Below are 18,049 nucleotides of genomic sequence, written 5' to 3'. Positions count from 1 at the left end.
GCTGACTACCTCCGGCGATCGGCGCGCTTGGATGCTGACCGCTTCGACGACGTCGCTGTCTTCTTCGCGGCAGACTTCTGGGGGGCGGACTTCTTGGCGGCGGGCTTCTTGGCCGGTGCGGTCTTCTTCGCCGAGGCCTTCTTCGCTGGAGCGGCCTTCTTGGCGGGAGCGGCCTTCTTGGCGGGAGCCTTCTTCGCCGGGGCCTTCTTGGCCGGAGCAGCCTTCTTGGACGGAGCTGCCTTCTTCCCCGCAGTCTTCTTGGCCGGGGCGGACTTCTTCTCCGCCGACCTCCTGGCCGGAGCTGCCTTTTTCCCCGCAGTCTTCTTGGCCGGGGCCGCCTTCCGGGCAGGGGACTTCCTCGCCCGGGAAGGCTGCGGCGGGGCCGCCTCTTCCTCTTCTTCGGGCTCGTCCTCTTCGGGCTCGTCCTCTTCGGGCTCGTCCTCTTCGGGCTCTTCTTCCTCTTCGGGTTCCTCCTCTTCGTCCTCCTCGTCCTCGTCCTCCTCGTCCTCCTCGTCCTCCTCCTCGTCTTCCGGCTCTTCCTCGGGCCCCTCGTCCTCGTCCTCGTACGCGCCCTCGTCCTCGCCTTCGTCCTCCTCGTCCTCCTCGTCCGCCTCGTCGTCCGGCGCCGCCGTGAGCCGGGCCGTCCGGTCGCCGATGGCGTCCGCCAGGGAGGCCATGGAGCGGTTGGCGGCGGCCGTCACCGCCTGGCGTCCGGCGTCGAGAACCTCGCCGCGCAACTGCTCCTGCAATTCGGCGACTTGCGGCACCTCACCGAGCCTGCGCATTCCCTCGGCCGCCAACTGGCGGGGTTCGAGTCCGAACCGGCGCCCCGCCAGATAGGTCGCGACGCTCAGCGCCAGCCGGCCCTTCTTCGTCCGGCCCAGCACATATCCGCCCACTACGGCGGCTGCGAGCGCCGCCTTTGCCTGGTCATCCATGTCGGTCACCTTCTGTCGTCGGTGTCCGGCCGGCCTGTGTCGCGTACAGCCGGTCGAGCAGCCTTTCCTCTTGTGCCTCGAACTCATCCAGTCCGATGTGTCCCTCGTCGAGCTCCTGATTGAGGGCCGCCAGCTGCGCGCGGATCACTCCGGGGTCGTAGAGTTCGCGCTCGGCGGCGTCCTGCAACCGCTCCGCGACCCACACCACGCCCCGGGCGGGCGCGAGGGGGAGCATCAGCAGTCCGGAGATCAGCCCCATCGTCAGCCTCCACCGACCGGTGCGGACGGGTTCATGTGCCCGGCGTCGACGAAGCTGTAGCAGGGCAGCGGCCCCGCGAGGCGGAGCTCGACGTGGTCGCGGTGGGCCGCCGCGAAACGATCGGCCGTCGCGCGGAATCGGTCGCTGTCCGCCCGCGCCACCAGGAAGGACACGTTGAGCGCGCAGCCGGGGACCTCGGGGCCCCCGGCCGTGGCCCGGGCCATCGGGGCCAGATCGCGCAGTGCCCGCCGTCCCGCCTCGCCCGCCCGGCGCGCCAGGGCGGACGCGACGGCCGCGCCCAGGCGCACATTGGCCTCGTACCCGGGCCGCCTGCGGGTTTCCTCGCGCAGCCGCCGTACGGTCGCGTCCCCCGCCACCAGTGCGGCGAGGGAGTCGTGTGCGGGCAGGGCCTTGACGTTCATCTCGATGTGCCCGGCGACCCGGTCCAGGGCGGCGAGGTGGCCCGCCTCCGCCCGGGTCAGCTGGGCGCGCAGCGCGTCCTCGTCCGGTGCGATCATGCCGAAGCGCATCGGCAGGACGGGCCCGCTCCCCGCCAGGCGCGTCAGGAGTTCCTGGTGCGCCAGCAGGTCGCGCCGCCGGGCCCGCAACTGCGCGGGGGCGGCGCTGACGACCGCGGCCACCGGGCCCACGCCGACCGTCCGCAGCGGGGCGGGTGGGCTGCCGACGCCCCCGGACTTCCGGGGCAGCGGCGTTCCGGCCCGGACGACCGCGTACACGTACAGCCCCGGCCCGTCGGCCGTGCCCGTCCCCGGGCCGTCCGCGCGCACGTCAGACCTCCGCCCTGCGGCGACGGCTCGTGCCACCGCTGCCGCTGCTGCGGGCGGGGGCGCGGCGCTTCTTCGGGCGCGCCGGACGTTCCTCCGCCTCTTCCTCGTCGTCATCGTCGTCGTCGTCGTGGCCGCCGGCCCCGACCGCCTTGCGTACGGTGTCGCCGACCGACTCGGCGGCCTTGCGCACCTTCCGCTTGCCGATGGACCGGGCGGCGGAGCCGCTGAGCAGCTCGGGGACGGTGGTGCTGCCGGAGTCACGTTCGAGGTCGAGACGGTTGCACGCCTCGGCGAAGCGCAGGTAGGTGTCGACGCTCGCCACGACTATGCGCGCGTCGATCTTGAGGATCTCGATGCCGACCAGGGAGACGCGTACGAATACGTCGATCACCATGCCCCGGTCGAGAATGAGTTCCAGCACGTCGTAGAGCGTGCCGGCGCGGGGCGGGCACGGAACGGCGCCGTCGACGTAGGTCGTGGTCGTCATGGGGGGTCCTTCCAGCTGTCGGACGGAGTGGGGTCACTCGTCGGCGGCACCGCGCCGGTAGCGGCGGACCCGGGTGTACTCCACGAGTTCGCAAGCCCCGTCGAGCCGCACCTCGTACGAGGCGAGGAGACTGGTCGTGTCCGGGATGCGGGGCACTTCGAGGACGTCCACGACGACGCACCAGCCGTCGTCGTCGGATCGTCGGATAGCGGAGACGCCCTCGGCCGGGTGGCTGATCAGTGCTTCCAGGCTCTGACAAGCGGCGCGGGCCGCGTGCTCGGGCCCCTTCCTGGCCGAGGACTTCTTCCGGGTCCCCGGGGAGGAGCGTTCGGCGCGCGCTGAACGTTGGTCTGCCATGGTGACCAGTCTGGTCACTATGGGGCGCTCCGCATCCTGAGTGAGCCGGTGGTGCGACACGACTCCCGCCCGCACCGGGCAGGACAGCGGGCGGGCAGGACAGGCAGAGGCGGGCGGGCCGGACAGCGGGCGGGCCGGGTGGGACTGCGGGCGGCCCGAACAGGACAGGCGGCGGCCGGACCGGGTGGGAGAGGCGGCGGGCGAGGGCGGACGGCAGCCGGGGTCAGACCGCGAGCGGCCTCCGCGCGAGAACGAACCCCTGCGGCGCCCGCTCCGGGAACGGACCTTCCGTGTCCCGCTCCCGCCACAGCGAGACCTCCATGCCCCACGCCTCCGTGAACCGCAGCAGCTCGTCCCCGACCTGGAAGCCCAGCTGTACGTGGGCCCCCGGGGCCAGTACGCGACAGAACTCCGCGAAGGCGCGCGGCAGTTCCTCGTCCGGGACGTGAATGGTGGAGTACCAGGCGAGCAGCCCGCCCAGCGAGGCGTCCGGGAGTCCGAGGTCGAGCATGGAGCCCTCCTCGAAGCGCAGGCCCGGGTGCTCCTCCCGCGCCACGGCGACCATCCGTGGGGAGAGGTCGATCCCGAACACGTCGAGCCCGTGGCCCAGTTCATGGAGGTGTGCGGTCACCCTGCCCGTACCGCACCCGACGTCGGCCACCGGGAGGCCACCACCGCCCGCCGCCACGAGCTCCGCGAACGTGCCCAACAGCGCACGCTCCAGCGGCTTGGCCGCCAACTCACCTCGGGCGAACTCGACATAGGCGGGGGCCATGGTGTCGTACGAGTCGCGGGTGGCACGCTGAAAATCGGGCGTGGAGTCAGAGGCAGTCATGGCCGCCACTCTAGGCGCGCCTTCACCGACCCCGGCCTCGGACGACTTCGGGGAGAGGAAGAGGGCGCGCGCCTCCCCCCTCCCCCCGCCACTTCAGTCGCTGACCTTGCTGCGTGACTGGTACAGCAGGTCCTGGTATTCGGGGTGCCGGGCGATCCATCCCGCGTAGAACGGGCAGGTGGGCAGTACCCGCAGGTCGGCGGCGCGCGCCTCGTCCAGGGAGGATCGCGCCAGCGCCGACCCGACGCCCCTGCCCTCGTACGCGGGCGAGACCTCGGTGTGGAGGAACGCGATGAGTTCCGCCGTACGGAGGTAGTCGGCGAACCCCGCGACCTCGGTCTCTCCGTCAACCCGGGCCTCGTACCGCTTGGCCTCGGGAACGTCCTTCACTTCGACTGCCATGTGTCGTCCTCTCTCCGTTCGTCCGCACGCCGGCCCGGTCCGGGTGGCGCGTCGTCGTCCTACCAGCTCCGGCGTCAGCCGACACTTCCGGCGCGCCCGGCGGCGAGGAGCTGCGTCTCCCAGGCGAAGGCCACCCCCGTGGCGCCCCCGTGCCGGGCCTGGACCTCGGCGGCCCCCGGGATGGTCTCCTCGCGGGCCCAGTCGCGCTGCCACTCTCCCATCACGGCCAGCCACGTGATCGGCACGACGCCCGCCTGGACCATGCGCCGCACCGCCATGTCGTGGGCCTCGGCCGACACGCCCCCCGACGCGTCGGTGACGGCGTAGACCTTGAACCCCTCGCCCGCCGCCTGGATGGCCGGCATGGCCAGGCAGATCTCCGTCCAGAGCCCGGCCAGGATCAGCTTCTTCCGCCCGGTCGCCTTGACGGCGTCGACGACCCGCTGATCCTGCCAGGTGTTGATGAAGGTCCGGTCGATCGGCTTCTGCTCCGGGAACACGTCCTGGATGCCCTGGATGATCAGTCCGCCGCGCTCCTCCAGAACGGTCGTCAGGATGGTCGGCACGTCGTAGACCTTGGCGGCCTTGGCGAGCCCGACGACGTTGTTGACGATCATCGTCGGCTCATGGCTGTTCAGATTGGCGAACTGGAAGGGCTGGTGGTCGATCAGCACGAGGACGCTCTCCTCCGGTGTCAGCAGCGCGTCGAGTCCGGCCTTGTTCTGGGTGCTCATGGGATACCCCTTCTGGAGCTTCACGTGTGCCTGCCGCAGCTATTTAGTTGACGTGTCATCCACCCTAGGCATTGATGATTGACGCGTCAACTAGTCATCGTGGCGGCCGATTTGCCGAGGGGTACGGGAGGCCGGTCGCCCGATGGGGGGATCGGCCCCGTCCCGGCCATGGCTGAGCCGCCGACCGTCTCGCTACGCTCCTCGCATGGACGCACCGCCACACTGGCTGACCCCGGAGCAGCAGGCCGCCTGGGACAGCTTCATCCGCATGCAGGAGAAGCTCATCGGGCGGCTCTCGCGCCAGGTACAGGCCGACTCCCACATGTCTCCCGCCGACTACATCGTGCTGGCCAAACTCACCGAGGCCGGCGGACGGATGCGCTTCATGGACCTGACCAAACTGGTGGAGTGGGAGAAGAGCCGTATGTCCCATCAGGTGGGGCGGATGGCGAAGCGCGGACTGGTGACCAAGGAGGACTGCCCCGACGACGGCCGCGGAGCGTTCATCGTCGCCACCCCGGCCGGCCGGAAGGCGATCGAGGACGCAGCCCCCCTGCACGTCGAACATGTCCGCCGACTGTTCATCGACGCCCTCACCGAGGAAGAGCTGGACGCCCTCTCCCACATCGCGAACCGCGTCCTCACCCACATGGAGAAGCAGCCCGACTGACCGGCTCCGGGCAGCGCCGCGAAGTACCGCACCGGGCGTCGGGACAAAACGGCTTGTCGCGGCGGGCTCAGACGGGTCTGAGCAGATCGCGAAGGTTGCTCATGCGCGCCTTGACGTCGGCGACCTCAGCGGCAGGGGTCGAGACCTCTCCGCCCGACGAGTGGGTATCGCGGCAGGGGCGGCAGAGGCCGTCGGGGAGGGCTTCTGGCTGGCCGGGGCGTCCGCAGTCGGTGCATTCCATGAGGAGGCGGCGGGTTGGGGCGGGGGTGGCGGGCCGGGTGTTCTCGGTGGTCAGGCGGGGTGGGATCTTGTCGGTGAGGCGGCGGCGGAGGAATCCGAGGGGGCTGTCGACCTGGGCGGGGAGACCTGCGGTCAAGGCGCTGGTCAGGTAGTCAACGCTCACGCCCCGCGCGAGCCATTCCGCCGCCTGCCCTTCCAGCGCGGCGCAGTCGTCGGCGGAGAGGGCCAGGCGGTGATCGTCGCGGCCGAGGCGGGCCAGGGCGAGGTAGGCGGGGCTGGCTTCGACGGCATGGGGCGTCTCGGGGGGAGTGCGCGGGACGGGCGACGCGGGTTCGGCGTCCGGCGCCTGGACCGGGGTGCGCTGGTGCGGCACGGCGGTGGGTTCGGCGGCCTGTCCCGTGTCGGGAACCTGTCCCGTGCCGGGGGCTTGTCCCGTGTCGGGGGGCTCCGATGCGGGAGGCGGCGGTTCCTCGGCCGGGGCCCACGGTGGCGGCGGCGTGTCGAGGTCGGACGGCGCCGGTACGGGGGCTGCGGCCAAGGCGGCCTTCTCGGTGGCGAGGTAAGCGTTCCACCACTCGTTGTCCCGCGCCGTGCGCGACCAGAACGTGCGGAAGACCCAGCGCGTCTCCTCACCCGCGCCGACCGCGCACCGCACGCGCCGCAGATGCCCGGCGACGGACAGAGCCGTCAGCGCGGTGGAGATGGCCTGCTGGCCGTAGAGCGGAAGCTGCTTCGCGAGCGTCTTCACGCTCATCGCGGCACCATCGGGGAGGTGGTCGACGAACCCGGCGACGTACCGCTCACGGGTCGGCAGGAGAGCGAAATCATGGCGCGCACGGGGAAGTTGATCCGGTGCGGAGCGTTTGCCGTAGCCGGGCTTGGCCATCGGGTACGCGGCGGAGAGTGCGGGGGCGTGCAGGGCGGAGCTAGGGTGCTGGGTAGCCAAGGGATCGTCTTTCTGGGTTATCGATCTTGCGGTAAGACCCCGGCCCGGTGCGACAACACCGGTCGGGGTCGTTTGGTTCTCGCACCGTAAGCAGTCGTGACGCTGTGCCGCAAGCTGTCACGATTAGTCATACTTGCTGCCCGTGACAGGGCAGGGAGGTAGGGGAGGTTTCCCCAAACCCCTTCTTCTGCCTACCGGTTAAAGAAGGCGCTCGAACCACGGGTCCCGCATCCCGACACCCGAGCCCCGGCACCCGAGCTTCGGGCCGGAGCCCGATCCACGTACCCCCGTAGGAGTGACCCGCCTGTCCCGAAGCTCGATGGCCGGAGCTTGAGTCGCGAGCCTCGGGCATGGCTCACCATGGTCGGGAGACGGCTGACGGGACGAGCGCGGTCCGCGAGGCGACTGGTATTACTGGTGCATGCCATGCAGGAAGAGCATGAAGAGACCGCGCGGTCCGCGATCGACACATTCATCTCCGCATTCAACGCCTCGGACGACAGCTATGTGACTGCGCTGCTCTCCCAGGCCCTCGCCTAGGACGTGGTCTTCTGGGGACCGTTGGGCCGCAGTGAGGGGATCGAGGCGGTCGAGCGGTTCGTGCTGGACATCCGGCGCCACCCGGCGGGGACCGGCACGATGGTGCGCTGTTCGGCGGTGGACATGCCGGACGAGTGGGCCCGGTACCAGTGGGTCTTCACCACGCCGGATGGAGGCCCCCGCCTGGCGGGAACGGACGTCGTCCATCTGCGGCGGAGCCTCATCGACCAGGTCATCGTCTTCGCGGGGGAGATCGACCCGTCCGCCTCCTGAGTCATTCCCCTCTGGCGCCGTCTTTCTCCTGGACCGGCCCCGTTCGGGGCTCCGGGTCGCATCGGCCTGCCGGACCACGACTTCTGGTGGTTCGACTCCAGCCTCGTCGCACGGTTCGTCTTCGGCGAGAACGACACAACGCTCGGCGTCATCCTCAGCGAGGACCCGGCGGAGGTCGCAGCTGCCTGTCAGGCGCGTGATGCATCCTGGCACCACGCGACCCGAGGCGGATCTCCGTGCCCTGATCAGGCGTTGTGAGGATGCGTCTGATGCGCTGCCGCGATCTGGTCGATTCGCGAGGCCAGGTCGAAGTCGGCTGCGGTGAGCCGGTGTCCGGCGTCGTGTGTCGTGATGGCGAACCGCACATGGTCCCATCGCAGGTCGATGTCCGCGTGATGCCCGACGAGCCGTTCGACGTCCGCGACGTTCACGATCAGCGCGACACCGCCGTGGTAGCGAATCTCGAACGTGCGGGTGATCATGTCCCCTTCGCGAACCCAGCCCGGCAGCTCGGCCAGCCTGAGGGCGATCTCCTCGTCCGGCAGTGGATCCTTGCCCATCGTCAGTTCCCCTCGGTCACCGGTGCCAGGATCTCCGTAAGGTCCCGGCCGACCGGGGCATCGTGCCACGGGCGCATCGCCCGTTCCAGAGTGTCAAGTTCCCTGCGCATGCGGGCGGATCGAGTCTCGATGGCGATGGTGGCCACGGTGCGGGCGATCTCCACAGCTTGGTCCGGCTCCCGCGCTGCTGCGGCGGCGGTCGCCTGCCGGGCCATGTACACCCCGCGGTCTCGGCGGGCCGTCTCCGGTACCCCTGCCAGTACCTGTGTCCACAGGGAGCCCGCTTCGGCACCGAGGCCGAGCCGCCCGTAGCAGGTGGCTCGCTGTACCTCCAGGTATCCAGGCGTCCGGCGACACGCGTTGCCCCACGGCAGGTCGTCATCGACGCCCGGCAGAAGGCGACCGGCCCGGTCCAGGAGTTGATCGACGTCACGGCGTTCGCCGGTGAGGCTGGCGCCGTGCGCCTGCTGCTGCATCGCCATGATCCGCACCTTCGGTACGAGCCGGTCGGCGTCGTCAAGGACGGTCTCGCACAACTCGACGACCGCGTGCCCGTCCCCCAGGTCGGTGCGCACCTGCGCCTGATTCACGAGCGAGTACCCGATGAGGTGCACATCACGGGACCGCACCGCGATCTCCTGCGTCACGCCTCTCCAGAACGCGGCCCCGCCGATGTCACCGGCGTCTTGGTACAGCCAGCCGACGAGCGCCGCGTACGCCGCGCCCGCGCGCAGGAGCCCGCGCCGTGTCTCGCCCTTCGCGGACCGCACCAGTTTGTCGATGAGCTGATACTGGGCGGAAACCGTGCCGATCAGATCGTGAGGTCCTAGGAACATGTCGGCCCGATAGTGCCCCTCCAACTGCTGCTGGAAGTAGTCGACCAGAGCGGGGTCGACGTGCTGCGGGGCCATCGGGCCGGTGACAAGCGCAGCCGCAGTGACGGAGGTGAAGGCTCGGCGGTTCACCTGTTCCTCCTGGTGATGTTCGGGCCGGATCCAGCCCGGCGGGGTCGTGAAGCCCAGATCTTCAGGCCACCGGGCGAGGGCGTCGTGGAGAACGATCGCGGTCTCTTCGGCCGGCCACCCCGGGCGTTCGCCTTCCCAGCGACGCCATGTCCTTGCGGAGACGGTGAACTGGCGGTCGTCCAAGAGCTGCTGCCCATGCCTGGTGAGTGCCCCAGCAGCGACTTCGATGGTCCGCCACCCCCGGTGCAGGCGGGCGGCTCGTAGCGCGTCATTACGGCCCATGCGTTCAGTGTGGAGTGTCATCGTCCGCGCTTCCGACCGTGGCCGCCGGACGGCCACGCGTGGCCATCCAACGACCTATCCCCTACGTGGCGTGCACGCACATCATCAGGGTGTGACAGCGGGCCATGCGGCGGAATGGCTGAGAGCCCGACGATCTGGTCAGGGAGACGACCATGCCGATGACGCTGAAGGTGTACGAGGTGAACTGCACAGGCACCGTCCGTGTCCTGCGGGAAGAGACCGAGGTGGCCCCGTTCGAAGAGCCGGAGGCGTCGCACGACTTCCCCGCCTGCGAGTGCCCCACGTGTGCCGAGGGCGCAGCGTGAAGACCGCTGCCCCGGGCGATGCCGCCTACAGGACCTGGCTCGGACACACCCGGCACTGCCCGACCTGCCGCACCGGAATGACCTGTCCGGCGGCTGCCAAGCTCGGCCGCGCTTGGCGGGAGGCGCGCGGATGAGGTGCGTCGCGGAGGGTGACGCGCATGACTTTCCGGTCGAGGGCGAGTCGGGTGCCTACTGTCCGGACCATGGGGTGACGTTGCTGTGGCGTGGTGATCCGATCACGGCCGCCGATGCGACCGGGGGTGCGGGCGCCGGCCCGGACGGGTTGTCGGCAGGGGCGGACGGTCCGTACGGCGTTGTCTGCCGAAGTGCGTTGGTGACGGACCTGGCCGACGTGCACGCTCTCTGCCGGCGGCCGGACTGTGTCTGCCCGTGCCATGCGATGGCCACCGCTCTCCGGGAAGCGGTATGAGCATCAACTTCTCGGCAACGGATGTGCACGCCTGTGAGACCGCCCCGCCAATCGAACCGTTCCACAGAACAGAGGAGATGGACGATGATCAGCACTCCCGTACGGGCCGAGGCCGGTAAGCATGGTGGGTCGCCGTCGGACAAGCCGTGGACGCCGCCCTCGGAGCCGAAGCCGTCTCCGGACGGCAGCCGGCCTCAGTGCTTCCCGCAGTCGTGAGCACCGCGCAGGAGGTCCCTACGTACCCTTCGCTGGTACAGGAGTTGGCCGATCGAGGGCTGATCGACGCCCGGTGGCGGCAGGTGTTCGAGGCCGTTCCGCGCAGCCGGTTCGTTCCGGCGGACGTGTGGAGGCAGTTGCCCGACCGGTGTGAGCCGGTGGTGGGGACGGATGCGTGGCTGGCGTTGGTGAACAGCGACGAGCCGGTCGTCACCCAGCTCGACGACGGGGCCCTGGGCGGGCCCGGGGTCGCGACGTCGTCGAACTCGATGCCCTCGATGGTGGCCCGGATGCTCATGCTCCTCGAAGTCGAGCACGGGCGGCGTGTGCTGGAGATCGGGACCGGCACCGGGTATGTCTCCGCGTTGCTCTGCGAACGGCTCGGCGACGACCTGGTCCACAGCGTCGAGCTGGACCCGGTCGTAGCCCGGCAGGCGGCCGACGCGCTCGCGCAGGCCGGGTACCGGCCGCACCTGCGGGTCGGGGACGGTGAGCAACCGTGGCCCGGCCTCGGGCCCGTCGACCGGTTGATCGCCACCTGCGCCCTGCGGTACGTCCCGTACGCGCTGCTCCGGCAGGTCCGGCCCGGTGGGGTCGTCGTGGCCCCGCTCGCCCGGGAGTTCTGGTCGGGTGCGCTGGTCCAGCTCCGTGTTCAGGATGACGGCACGGCGGTGGGGCCGTTCTGCGGCGGGGCCACGTACATGCCGATGCGAGCCCATCGCGTGCCCGATCTCCACGACGTGCGGGGCAAGGGAAGAGCACGCGCCGCCGGGCTGGATCCCGCCCACCTCCTCGACCTCGGGTTCGCGCTGTATGCCGGGGCGCGGCTGCCCGGCGTGCGGCTCGTTCATCAGAACACCGCCGAGGGTGTTCAGGTGTGGGCGACCCGCGAGGACGGGGGTGCCGCGACGGCCGCCTCGGGGGAGGAGGTGTGGCAGTACGGGCCCGGGTTCCTGTGGGAAGAGATCGAGCAGGTCTGGTGGGAGTACGAGGTGGCGGGGCGACCCGGTGCCGAGGAATTCGGGCTGACCGTGACCGGCCGGGGCCAGCAGGTCTGGCTGCGGGACCCGGCCGAGGCCATCCGCCCCAGCAGGACGTAGCCCGCGTCACTACGACATCGGCGAACCGTTCAAGCGCCCCGAGACCCTCAAAGCCATCGGTAGGCCCGGCAGGTCCTGGTAGGCAGAGAAAAAGATCAGCGAGCGACCGTATAGCTCAGATCGTGGGCTGACACCGATGAGGGCGACAGCCGCAGCCATACCGTGCCGCGTTCATCAGGATCGTCATGCAGGTAGCGGACGAAACGCGAGTCCCAGCGTGACTCGTCCGCGCCCAGGTACCTGACCAACTTGCGGCGCCCGCGTGGGACGTCGAAGGGAACGAGTTCGGCCCGGCCACGGGCGATGACCTGGCGGACAAGCCCCGTAGTGATGTCACATACGTCCACCACAAGAGCGATCTGCGCGTCCGCGCTCACCCGGTGAAACAGCTTGGTCCACGGCCCGGTCAGAACCCAGAAGGCACCCTCCTCCCACAGAAACCACACAGGCCTCACGCTCGGCCCGTCGGTAGCGATGCGCGCGGTGAGCGGCTGGCCGAGGAAGGCATCAACATCAAACGGAGCAGGTTCCATGTCTCCATGCTCGATCTTCCACACGCCGCCGAACACCCCGACCTTCGACCTAGGCCGAGCCATCGGTGGATGAAGAACAATGCTGGGGCCTGTTCAGAGTTGGCCCACGGCGTCGCGACGGTCCAACCCGGAACCGGGCCTAACGGGTGCCCGGCACAGGCGGGTTGCCCGCCCATCGCCTCTCGCCGTCCTCCCACTCCCCGGTCGGCCGGAGGCCCGCCGCCGTGGCCACCGCCTCGGACGCGGCGTGGTCGGGGTGGACGTGGGCGACGAGCTCCCGGACGCCTGCGGCCTCGACCAGGTGCGCCGTGAGGCCCTTCGCCGCCTCGCTCGCGTAGCCCCGGCCCTGCCACGGCGTCCCGACCACCCAGGCGATCTCCGCCCGGGGCCCCCGTACGGTCGCCTGGACGTATCCGGCGAGGCTCCCGTCCGCACGGATCCGGAGCACCCAGTTCCACCACAGCTCCCCGGGGTCCGGCGAACCGGCGCTCTGCCGCTCGTAGCGGGACCGCAGCGCGGCCGGGTCCGGTGGGCCGCCCCCGGTGAACACGTACAGCGCGGGGTCCGCGAGGACGGACGCCATCTCGTCGGCGTACGCCGGTTCGAGGGGGAGCGCGTCGAGGCGGGTGGTGGTGAAGGGCGGGGGCGTGATGGTCGTCGGCACGGTGCCTGACCCTATGCCGAGCCCCGGGCCCCCGCACCTTCGTTTCCGCAGCTCACGGCCGGCACGTCCGGGCCCTCACCTCTCACCCGCTCACCGGCTCAGGCGCTGGAAGCGGCGCACCGCCAGCGGCAGGAACACCAGCGTGATCGCGAGCGGCCACACCAGGGCCATCAGCAGGGCGTGTTCCTCGACCCAGGTGCCGCCGCCCGCCACGGGGTTGCCGAACAGTTCGCGGGTGGCCGTCGCCGTCGAGGAGATCGGGTTCCAGGCCGCGATCGTGCCCAGCCAGCCCGGCATCAGGGACGGGGCCACGAAGGTGCTGGAGATCATCGTGACGGGGAAGGCCACCGCGTACAGCCCGCCCGCCGCCTCCGGGGTGGGCACCAGCATGCCGAGCCAGACGCCCACCCAGATCAGGCTGAACCGCAGCAGCAGGAGCAGCCCGAACGCGCCGAGGCCGGCCATCATCCCGCCGTCCGCGCGCCAGCCCATCAGCAGCGCGGTGACGGCCAGGATGGTCAGCTCGGCCGCGGCCACCACCAGGTCGGCGGCCCCGCGTCCGGAGGCGAAGGCGGAGGGCGCCATCGGCATGGACCGGAAGCGGTCGACGACCCCCTTGGCGGCGTCGGTGACGACGGCCACGGCGGTGTTCATGAAGCCCATGGCCATGGTCATGGCGAACATGCCGGGCATCAGGAACTCCCGGTAGTCCCCGCCCCCGGGCACCTTCATCGCGCTGCCGAAGACGTATCCGTAGAGGAGGACGGAGAGGATCGGGAAGCCGAGCTGCCAGACGACGGCGGAGGGGTGGCGCTGGTAGTGGGTGAGGGTGCGGCGGGTGATGTTCCAGCAGTCGGAGACCGCCCAGAAGACAGAGGCAGAGACAGAGGCAGAGACAGGGGCAGGGGCAGGGGCGTGGTCGCGGACCGGGACCGTCGCCGCAGCGGGGTTCTTTTCGCGTGTGGTCATGCCGCCGCCACCTCCGCGGAGTGGTTCTCGGTGCCGTGGTTCTCGGGGTCGCCGCCCTCGGGCTCACGGCCCTCGGGCTCACCGCCCTCGGCTTCGGGTGCTGTGCTGTGGCCCGTCAGGCGCAGGAACACGTCGTCCAGGCTCGGTCGGCGCAGCCCGATGTCCTCCACCCCGATCCCGTCGTCCTGGAGGCTCCGGGCCACCTCGGTGAGTGCGGCCACCCGGTCCACGACCTGGGCGTGCACCCGGCGGGCGGTGGCGTCGGTGACGACGAGCCCGCCTCCGGCCACCCGGTCGACGGTCCTCGCCACCGCGTCGAGGTCCCCCGCGTCCGCGGCCACCACCTCGATCCGGTCGCCGCCCACCCGGTCCTTCAGCGCGTCCGGGGTGTCGTCGGCGATGGCCCGTCCCCGGTCGATGACGGTGATGTGCGAGGCGAGCCGGTCCGCCTCGTCCAGGTACTGCGTGGTCAGCAGCACGGTCGTACCGCCCGCCACCAACGCCCGGACCGCGTCCCAGACCTCGCCCCGGCCGCGCGGGTCGAGCCCGGTCGTCGGCTCGTCCAGGAAGAGCACGTCGGGCTGGAGGATCATCGAGGAGGCCAGGTCGAGCCGTCGCCGCATGCCGCCGCTGTACTCCTTGGCGCCCTTGTCGGCAGCCTCGGTCAGGTCGAACCGGTCCAGCAGTTCCCCGGCGCGTTGCCGGGCCCGGCGGTTGCCGAGGTGGAAGAGCCGCCCGAACATCTCCAGGTTCTGCCGCCCGGTGAGGCCTTCGTCGACGGCCGCGTACTGGCCGGTGAGCCCGATCCGGCTCCGCACGCGGCGGGGTTCGCGCGCCACGTCGAGCCCGGCGACCTCCGCCCGGCCCGCGTCGTACCGCAGGAGCGTGGCGAGGACCCGCACGGCGGTGGTCTTGCCCGCCCCGTTCGGGCCGAGCAGGCCGTGGACGGTGCCGGGGCGCACGGCGAGGTCGAACCCGTCGAGCGCCCGCTTCTCCGTACCGCCCCTACCCCGCCCCCGGTACCGCTTCACGACGCCTTCGGCGAGCACCGCGTACCCGGACGCGGACCTGGCCCCGGACGCGGACCCCGATCCGGTTTTGGACATGAGCATTGCGCAACCCCCTGTTTCTCGAACCCATCGGAAGCTAACTGGGTACACCGTACCCTTGAATTGGGTACAGCGTACTCCTATGCGAGTACGGCGTACCCAACTTCGCTCCGGAGCACTACCCTGACCTCATGGCGAAAGACGGATCGACAGCGGCGACGGACGGCACGACCACCGGGAGCGGCGACATCGCACGCAGCCTGGAACTCCTGTGGGGCACCGGGGACCGCCCCAGCCGCGGTCCCAAACCGGGGCTCTCGCTGGACCGGATCGTCACCGCCGCCATCGCCGTCGCGGACACGGAAGGGCTGGCCGCCGTCTCCATGCGCCGGCTCTCCGCCGAGCTGGGCACGGGCACGATGTCGCTCTACCGGTACGTCCCCGGCAAGGCCGAACTGCTGGACCTGATGCTCGACCGGGTGCTGGGCGAACCCCTGCCCTCAGGCCCGGAACCGGTCAATGGCCCGGAACCGGTCGACGGCCCGGAACCGGTCGACGCGCCTGCGCCCCCCGACTGGCGGGCGTCCATCGACGTCATGGCCCGTACCTACCTGGACAACCTGGGCCGCCATTCCTGGCTCCTGAAGATCAACCAGGCCCGTACGGTGCTCGGCCCCAGCGCCCTGCGCGGCCTGGAGCTCTCCCTCACGGCGCTGCGGTCCATGGGGCTGCGCGACCCCGAGCTGATCAGCGTGATCATCACGGTCAACAGCTTCGTGGAGGGCCTGGCCCGCACCCGGGCCGACGCGGCGGAGGCGGTCCGGCAGACGGGGCTGAGCGACCAGGAGTTCTGGGACAACCAGCGCCCCTACCTGGAGCGGGCCATGCTGAGCGGCGCGTACCCGATGATGGCGGGCCTGGCGGAGGACACCTTCAGCTCCGAGTTCGACCACTTCGAGTTCGGGCTGCAACGACTGATCGCCGGCTTCGAGGCCCTGGTCGAGGAGCGGACGGCCGACCGGACGACGGAGCGGGCGGCAGCCCGGAAGTGACAGCACCCCCGGCCCGTGCCCCAATGGATATATGGACGCCAGCCGGGAGCTCACTCCTTTCGTCAAGCAGTACGCCGTCCTGCTGAGCACCCACCGGCAGGACGGGACCCCCGTCGGCACACCGGTCAACATCGCCGTCGAGGGCGATCACGCGTTCATCCGCACGTTCTCCTCCGCCTGGAAGGTCGAGCGGATGCGCAACCACCCGCGGGTGGAGATCGCCCCCTGCACGGTCCGGGGCAGCCCCACCGGACCGCAGATCAGGGCGCACGCACGGCTGCTGCGGCCGGGCACGAAGGAGAACACGCACGCGGCGCGGATGCTGTCGCGGAAGTACCCGGTCGTGCAGGGCGTGCTCGTCCCGCTCGCGCACCGGCTGAAGCGGGACCGGACCCTGCACTACGAGGTGTGGCCGGTGACGGACGACGACACCTGAGCGCGAACGCCCCACGAGCGCGAGCCGGGAGCGCGCCGACCGCGGGAGGAGACCGCGGGAGGAGACCGCGGGAAGGCTCCGCTACTTACGCCGCCGCTTCAGCGCGAACCAGAGGGCCGCGGCCCCGACGAGGACGGCGGCCCCGAGGCCCGCGTTGCCGCTGCCGCCCTCGCCGGCCTCGCCCGCACCCTCCTGGTCGCCGCCCTTCGAGGGAGCCCCGGAATCCTCGCCGGACCCTCCGCCGGACCCGGAACCGCTCCCCTGCCCACCCTCCGTCTCCACGCGGACGACCTCGCTGCGGGCCCCCTCCGAGCCGAACATCAGGGCCGAGCCGTCCGCCGTGTACGTCACCGACTCCGCCTGCCGCTGGAACGGGGCGGCGACCGACCGGTCCGCACCGAGGCGGCCGTCCTCGAAGGCGTACTCGCGGGCGCTGAAGTACGAACGCAGCACCAGCCGGGTCCCGTCGGGCGAGAAGGCCCCGTCCGTGACCCACGGCACCTCGCCGACCCGCCGGAACACGTTCGCGGAGTCGGCGTTGAGCTTCGCGGGGCCTTCGTAGAGACCGCCGCCGTCCTCGTTCTTGGAGGCGATGTAGACGCGGCCGGTCTTCGGGTGGACCATCAGCGCCTCGGCGTTGCGGGCCCCGTCGGCGTACGTCACGTCGTACTGCACGGCCGTGACCGCGGCATCGCGCAGGGTCTTCGGCTCGGGGAAGCGGTAGATCCAGACGTGGTCCCAGGTGCCGTCGAGGTTGTCGCCGATGTCACCGATGTAGAGGTCGCCGTCCGGCCCGATCGAGATGCCCTCGACGTCCCTCGGCTCGCCCACGCCCCGCATCGTGATGGTCGCGAGGGTCTTGCCGGTGCGGGAGTCGACGGCGTAGACGTAGGGGCCGTCGTCGCTGTCGTTGTGCGTCCAGTAGACGCCGGGGTGCGCGCGGCTGGCGGCGAGGCCGCTGGACTCGGTGATGCGGGGGTCCTCGATCGTGAAGTCACGGTCGGGCCGCCCGTCTTCGGCCACGGCCGGACCGGCCCCGGCGAACAGCGGAACGACGACGGCGAGGGCGGCGGCGAGGGCGGCGGCGCGGCCCGCCGGGCCGGTCGGATACGAGCGCATGACCCAAGTGTCCATCGTCACGTCGCAGGCCGGAGCCGTGATCGGCCATGATGACGCCATGCGTTTTCTCCCGGTCGGCGATTCCATGACCATCGGCGCCACCGGCGACTTCACCTGGCGCTACCGGATGTGGCAGCACTTCGAGGCGTTCCCGGGCCTCCCGTACGAGATCGTCGGCCCGCGCACGACGCTGTACGACATCGAGGCGGACGCCCCGGTCTCGCACGCGTACGCCGACCCGTCCTTCCCGCCGGCCGCCCGCCGGCACCTGTCCGGCTGGGGCGAGGGCTGGCTGCACATGGCCCCGGTGATCGCGGACGCGGTGCGCGAGACGGAGGCTGACGTGCTGCTGGTCTCGCTCGGCCTGATAGACCTCGGGTTCTACACGGACGCCGAGCAGACGGCGGCCAACGCCCGCGCGTTCGTCACGGCGGCCCGCACGGCCAACCCGCGCCTGGGCATGGTGCTGCTCCCGGTGATACCGAACGTCCGGGCCGTGACGGACGCCCCCTTCGCCGCCTCCTGCGCCCGCTTCAACGAACTCCTCGCCAAGGCCGTGACCGACCTCGACGAACCGTCCTCGCCTCTCCTGCTGGCCTCGCACCCCACGGCGTACGACATCCGCACGGACACCTACGACGGCACCCACCCCGGCCCGACGGGCGAGCACAAACTCGCCGCCGCGTTCGCCGAGGCGATGCACCAGGCGTGGGGGCTGGGCGGACCGTACGCGGGGACCAACACGGCACCGGGGCCGGCACCGGCACCTGTCCCGGCCCAGGCCTCGCTCCCGACCTCGACCTCTGTCCCGGCCCCGGCTCCTGTCCCGGCCCCGGTCTCGGCGTGAAGCGCGGTCCGGTCGTCGGCTGAACGGCTCCG

At 71.0% G+C, this 18,049-nt stretch carries 24 protein-coding genes and 1 pseudogene; 9 read left to right on the top strand and 16 right to left on the bottom strand.

The annotated features are described in order from the left end of the window. Positions 1-5: 5 nt before the first annotated feature. From ACIRJT_RS00525 to ACIRJT_RS00490, 8 genes are all read right to left on the bottom strand, one after another. Complete coding sequence (locus tag ACIRJT_RS00525) at positions 6-938, bottom strand: histone protein (RefSeq protein ID WP_403902640.1); 933 nt, start codon at positions 936-938, stop codon at positions 6-8. Then, positions 931-1,197 carry a gas vesicle protein GvpG gene (locus tag ACIRJT_RS00520; protein WP_003967222.1) on the bottom strand — a complete coding sequence of 89 codons (267 nt, stop codon included), beginning with the start codon at positions 1,195-1,197 and terminating at the stop codon, positions 931-933. Before ACIRJT_RS00520 ends, ACIRJT_RS00525 begins: the two co-directional genes overlap by 8 nt. Before the next feature lie 2 nt (positions 1,198-1,199). Beyond that, positions 1,200-1,985, bottom strand: a complete 786-nt coding sequence (locus ACIRJT_RS00515; protein WP_403902637.1) for a GvpL/GvpF family gas vesicle protein — start codon at positions 1,983-1,985, stop codon at positions 1,200-1,202. 1 nt (position 1,986) lies between these two features. After that, on the bottom strand, positions 1,987-2,472 hold the full coding sequence (gvpJ, locus tag ACIRJT_RS00510; RefSeq protein WP_403902635.1) for a gas vesicle protein GvpJ: 486 nt from the start codon (positions 2,470-2,472) through the stop codon (positions 1,987-1,989). A 33-nt stretch (positions 2,473-2,505) separates the two neighbouring features. Next, positions 2,506-2,829 carry a gas vesicle protein gene (locus ACIRJT_RS00505; RefSeq protein WP_032791414.1) on the bottom strand — a complete coding sequence of 108 codons (324 nt, stop codon included), beginning with the start codon at positions 2,827-2,829 and terminating at the stop codon, positions 2,506-2,508. Between the two features lie 223 nt (positions 2,830-3,052). Continuing rightward, a complete protein-coding gene (locus tag ACIRJT_RS00500; protein WP_403902631.1) occupies positions 3,053-3,664 on the bottom strand; it encodes a class I SAM-dependent methyltransferase in 612 nt (203 codons plus the stop codon). A 93-nt stretch (positions 3,665-3,757) separates the two neighbouring features. Beyond that, positions 3,758-4,066, bottom strand: a complete 309-nt coding sequence (locus ACIRJT_RS00495) for a GNAT family N-acetyltransferase (protein ID WP_403902628.1) — start codon at positions 4,064-4,066, stop codon at positions 3,758-3,760. Positions 4,067-4,140: 74 nt separating this feature from the next. Then, positions 4,141-4,800: a hydrolase gene (locus ACIRJT_RS00490; protein ID WP_403902625.1), complete on the bottom strand. Its 660-nt coding sequence runs from the start codon at positions 4,798-4,800 to the stop codon at positions 4,141-4,143. A gap of 205 nt (positions 4,801-5,005) precedes the next feature. Between ACIRJT_RS00490 and ACIRJT_RS00485 the strand changes: the two genes are divergently transcribed. Beyond that, positions 5,006-5,470 carry a MarR family winged helix-turn-helix transcriptional regulator gene (locus tag ACIRJT_RS00485; protein ID WP_383787695.1) on the top strand — a complete coding sequence of 155 codons (465 nt, stop codon included), beginning with the start codon at positions 5,006-5,008 and terminating at the stop codon, positions 5,468-5,470. A 67-nt stretch (positions 5,471-5,537) separates the two neighbouring features. Here the strand turns inward: ACIRJT_RS00485 and ACIRJT_RS00480 are convergent, their stop codons facing one another. Beyond that, positions 5,538-6,656 carry a MarR family transcriptional regulator gene (locus ACIRJT_RS00480; protein ID WP_403902622.1) on the bottom strand — a complete coding sequence of 373 codons (1,119 nt, stop codon included), beginning with the start codon at positions 6,654-6,656 and terminating at the stop codon, positions 5,538-5,540. A gap of 426 nt (positions 6,657-7,082) precedes the next feature. Here ACIRJT_RS00480 and ACIRJT_RS00475 point away from each other — a divergent pair. Both ACIRJT_RS00475 and ACIRJT_RS00470 read left to right on the top strand, forming a co-directional pair. After that, positions 7,083-7,469, top strand: a pseudogene (locus tag ACIRJT_RS00475) (nuclear transport factor 2 family protein). A 3-nt stretch (positions 7,470-7,472) separates the two neighbouring features. Beyond that, positions 7,473-7,727, top strand: coding sequence for a DUF6879 family protein (locus ACIRJT_RS00470; RefSeq protein ID WP_403904373.1), 255 nt, complete (start codon positions 7,473-7,475; stop codon positions 7,725-7,727). Here ACIRJT_RS00470 and ACIRJT_RS00465 read toward each other — a convergent pair. Together ACIRJT_RS00465 and ACIRJT_RS00460 are read right to left on the bottom strand one after the other, a co-directional pair. Continuing rightward, the gene (locus ACIRJT_RS00465) at positions 7,715-8,029 is read right to left on the bottom strand and encodes a 4a-hydroxytetrahydrobiopterin dehydratase (protein ID WP_403902619.1); all 315 of its coding nucleotides are present in this window, start codon (positions 8,027-8,029) and stop codon (positions 7,715-7,717) included. The genes ACIRJT_RS00470 and ACIRJT_RS00465 overlap by 13 nt on opposite strands. Positions 8,030-8,031: 2 nt before the next feature. Beyond that, positions 8,032-8,994: a Twin-arginine translocation pathway signal gene (locus tag ACIRJT_RS00460; protein ID WP_403902616.1), complete on the bottom strand. Its 963-nt coding sequence runs from the start codon at positions 8,992-8,994 to the stop codon at positions 8,032-8,034. Between the two features lie 455 nt (positions 8,995-9,449). Here ACIRJT_RS00460 and ACIRJT_RS00455 point away from each other — a divergent pair, with 455 nt between their 5' ends. The 3 genes from ACIRJT_RS00455 (at position 9,450) to ACIRJT_RS00445 (ending at position 11,348) form a co-directional block, all read left to right on the top strand. After that, the gene (locus tag ACIRJT_RS00455; protein ID WP_403902614.1) at positions 9,450-9,602 is read left to right on the top strand and encodes a hypothetical protein; all 153 of its coding nucleotides are present in this window, start codon (positions 9,450-9,452) and stop codon (positions 9,600-9,602) included. A gap of 130 nt (positions 9,603-9,732) precedes the next feature. Next, a complete protein-coding gene (locus tag ACIRJT_RS00450; protein WP_403902611.1) occupies positions 9,733-10,032 on the top strand; it encodes a hypothetical protein in 300 nt (99 codons plus the stop codon). Positions 10,033-10,244: 212 nt separating this feature from the next. Beyond that, on the top strand, positions 10,245-11,348 hold the full coding sequence (locus ACIRJT_RS00445; protein WP_403902609.1) for a methyltransferase domain-containing protein: 1,104 nt from the start codon (positions 10,245-10,247) through the stop codon (positions 11,346-11,348). Between the two features lie 95 nt (positions 11,349-11,443). On the opposite strand, the gene ACIRJT_RS00440 is transcribed toward ACIRJT_RS00445, so the two are convergent. The 4 genes from ACIRJT_RS00440 to ACIRJT_RS00425 all read right to left on the bottom strand — a co-directional run bounded on the left by ACIRJT_RS00440 (position 11,444) and on the right by ACIRJT_RS00425 (position 14,620). Beyond that, positions 11,444-11,881, bottom strand: a complete 438-nt coding sequence (locus ACIRJT_RS00440) for a pyridoxamine 5'-phosphate oxidase family protein (protein WP_403904370.1) — start codon at positions 11,879-11,881, stop codon at positions 11,444-11,446. Between the two features lie 139 nt (positions 11,882-12,020). After that, positions 12,021-12,545, bottom strand: coding sequence for a GNAT family N-acetyltransferase (locus ACIRJT_RS00435; protein ID WP_403902608.1), 525 nt, complete (start codon positions 12,543-12,545; stop codon positions 12,021-12,023). A gap of 90 nt (positions 12,546-12,635) precedes the next feature. Further along, positions 12,636-13,514, bottom strand: a complete 879-nt coding sequence (locus tag ACIRJT_RS00430) for an ABC transporter permease (protein ID WP_403902605.1) — start codon at positions 13,512-13,514, stop codon at positions 12,636-12,638. Beyond that, complete coding sequence (locus ACIRJT_RS00425; protein WP_403902603.1) at positions 13,511-14,620, bottom strand: ATP-binding cassette domain-containing protein; 1,110 nt, start codon at positions 14,618-14,620, stop codon at positions 13,511-13,513. Before ACIRJT_RS00425 ends, ACIRJT_RS00430 begins: the two co-directional genes overlap by 4 nt. 134 nt (positions 14,621-14,754) lie before the next feature. On the opposite strand from ACIRJT_RS00425, the gene ACIRJT_RS00420 reads away from it, so the two are divergent. Both ACIRJT_RS00420 and ACIRJT_RS00415 read left to right on the top strand, forming a co-directional pair. Beyond that, positions 14,755-15,615, top strand: coding sequence for a TetR/AcrR family transcriptional regulator (locus tag ACIRJT_RS00420; protein ID WP_403902600.1), 861 nt, complete (start codon positions 14,755-14,757; stop codon positions 15,613-15,615). 31 nt (positions 15,616-15,646) lie between these two features. Further along, the gene (locus tag ACIRJT_RS00415) at positions 15,647-16,051 is read left to right on the top strand and encodes a PPOX class F420-dependent oxidoreductase (RefSeq protein WP_403902597.1); all 405 of its coding nucleotides are present in this window, start codon (positions 15,647-15,649) and stop codon (positions 16,049-16,051) included. Between the two features lie 81 nt (positions 16,052-16,132). Here the strand turns inward: ACIRJT_RS00415 and ACIRJT_RS00410 are convergent, their stop codons facing one another. Further along, the gene (locus ACIRJT_RS00410; RefSeq protein ID WP_403902595.1) at positions 16,133-17,170 is read right to left on the bottom strand and encodes a YncE family protein; all 1,038 of its coding nucleotides are present in this window, start codon (positions 17,168-17,170) and stop codon (positions 16,133-16,135) included. Between ACIRJT_RS00410 and ACIRJT_RS00405 the strand changes: the two genes are divergently transcribed. After that, a complete protein-coding gene (locus tag ACIRJT_RS00405) occupies positions 17,169-18,017 on the top strand; it encodes a GDSL-type esterase/lipase family protein (RefSeq protein WP_403902593.1) in 849 nt (282 codons plus the stop codon). The two genes, ACIRJT_RS00410 and ACIRJT_RS00405, sit on opposite strands and share 2 nt — an antisense overlap. The last annotated feature ends 32 nt before the right edge of the window (positions 18,018-18,049 follow it).

This window comes from Streptomyces sp. NPDC102283, assembly GCF_044766265.1.
GTDB lineage: Bacteria > Actinomycetota > Actinomycetes > Streptomycetales > Streptomycetaceae > Streptomyces.
Note: the sequence above shows the minus strand (reverse complement) of the source record. Positions and strands in the feature narration are given on the sequence as shown.

Excerpts from the sequence above, each read along its gene's own strand:
- ACIRJT_RS00525 (WP_403902640.1), bottom strand. The coding sequence starts at position 938 with ATGGATGACCAGGCAAAGGCGGCGCTCGCAGCCGCCGTAGTGGGCGGA.
- ACIRJT_RS00520 (WP_003967222.1), bottom strand. The coding sequence starts at position 1,197 with ATGGGGCTGATCTCCGGACTGCTGATGCTCCCCCTCGCGCCCGCCCGG.
- gvpJ (WP_403902635.1), bottom strand. The coding sequence starts at position 2,472 with ATGACGACCACGACCTACGTCGACGGCGCCGTTCCGTGCCCGCCCCGC.
- ACIRJT_RS00505 (WP_032791414.1), bottom strand. The coding sequence starts at position 2,829 with ATGGCAGACCAACGTTCAGCGCGCGCCGAACGCTCCTCCCCGGGGACC.
- ACIRJT_RS00500 (WP_403902631.1), bottom strand. The coding sequence starts at position 3,664 with ATGACTGCCTCTGACTCCACGCCCGATTTTCAGCGTGCCACCCGCGAC.
- ACIRJT_RS00495 (WP_403902628.1), bottom strand. The coding sequence starts at position 4,066 with ATGGCAGTCGAAGTGAAGGACGTTCCCGAGGCCAAGCGGTACGAGGCC.
- ACIRJT_RS00490 (WP_403902625.1), bottom strand. The coding sequence starts at position 4,800 with ATGAGCACCCAGAACAAGGCCGGACTCGACGCGCTGCTGACACCGGAG.
- ACIRJT_RS00485 (WP_383787695.1), top strand. The coding sequence starts at position 5,006 with ATGGACGCACCGCCACACTGGCTGACCCCGGAGCAGCAGGCCGCCTGG.
- ACIRJT_RS00465 (WP_403902619.1), bottom strand. The coding sequence starts at position 8,029 with ATGGGCAAGGATCCACTGCCGGACGAGGAGATCGCCCTCAGGCTGGCC.
- ACIRJT_RS00455 (WP_403902614.1), top strand. The coding sequence starts at position 9,450 with ATGCCGATGACGCTGAAGGTGTACGAGGTGAACTGCACAGGCACCGTC.
- ACIRJT_RS00450 (WP_403902611.1), top strand. The coding sequence starts at position 9,733 with ATGAGGTGCGTCGCGGAGGGTGACGCGCATGACTTTCCGGTCGAGGGC.
- ACIRJT_RS00440 (WP_403904370.1), bottom strand. The coding sequence starts at position 11,881 with ATGGAACCTGCTCCGTTTGATGTTGATGCCTTCCTCGGCCAGCCGCTC.
- ACIRJT_RS00430 (WP_403902605.1), bottom strand. The coding sequence starts at position 13,514 with ATGACCACACGCGAAAAGAACCCCGCTGCGGCGACGGTCCCGGTCCGC.
- ACIRJT_RS00425 (WP_403902603.1), bottom strand. The coding sequence starts at position 14,620 with ATGTCCAAAACCGGATCGGGGTCCGCGTCCGGGGCCAGGTCCGCGTCC.
- ACIRJT_RS00420 (WP_403902600.1), top strand. The coding sequence starts at position 14,755 with ATGGCGAAAGACGGATCGACAGCGGCGACGGACGGCACGACCACCGGG.
- ACIRJT_RS00415 (WP_403902597.1), top strand. The coding sequence starts at position 15,647 with ATGGACGCCAGCCGGGAGCTCACTCCTTTCGTCAAGCAGTACGCCGTC.
- ACIRJT_RS00405 (WP_403902593.1), top strand. The coding sequence starts at position 17,169 with ATGACCCAAGTGTCCATCGTCACGTCGCAGGCCGGAGCCGTGATCGGC.
- ACIRJT_RS00410 (WP_403902595.1), bottom strand. The coding sequence starts at position 17,170 with ATGCGCTCGTATCCGACCGGCCCGGCGGGCCGCGCCGCCGCCCTCGCC.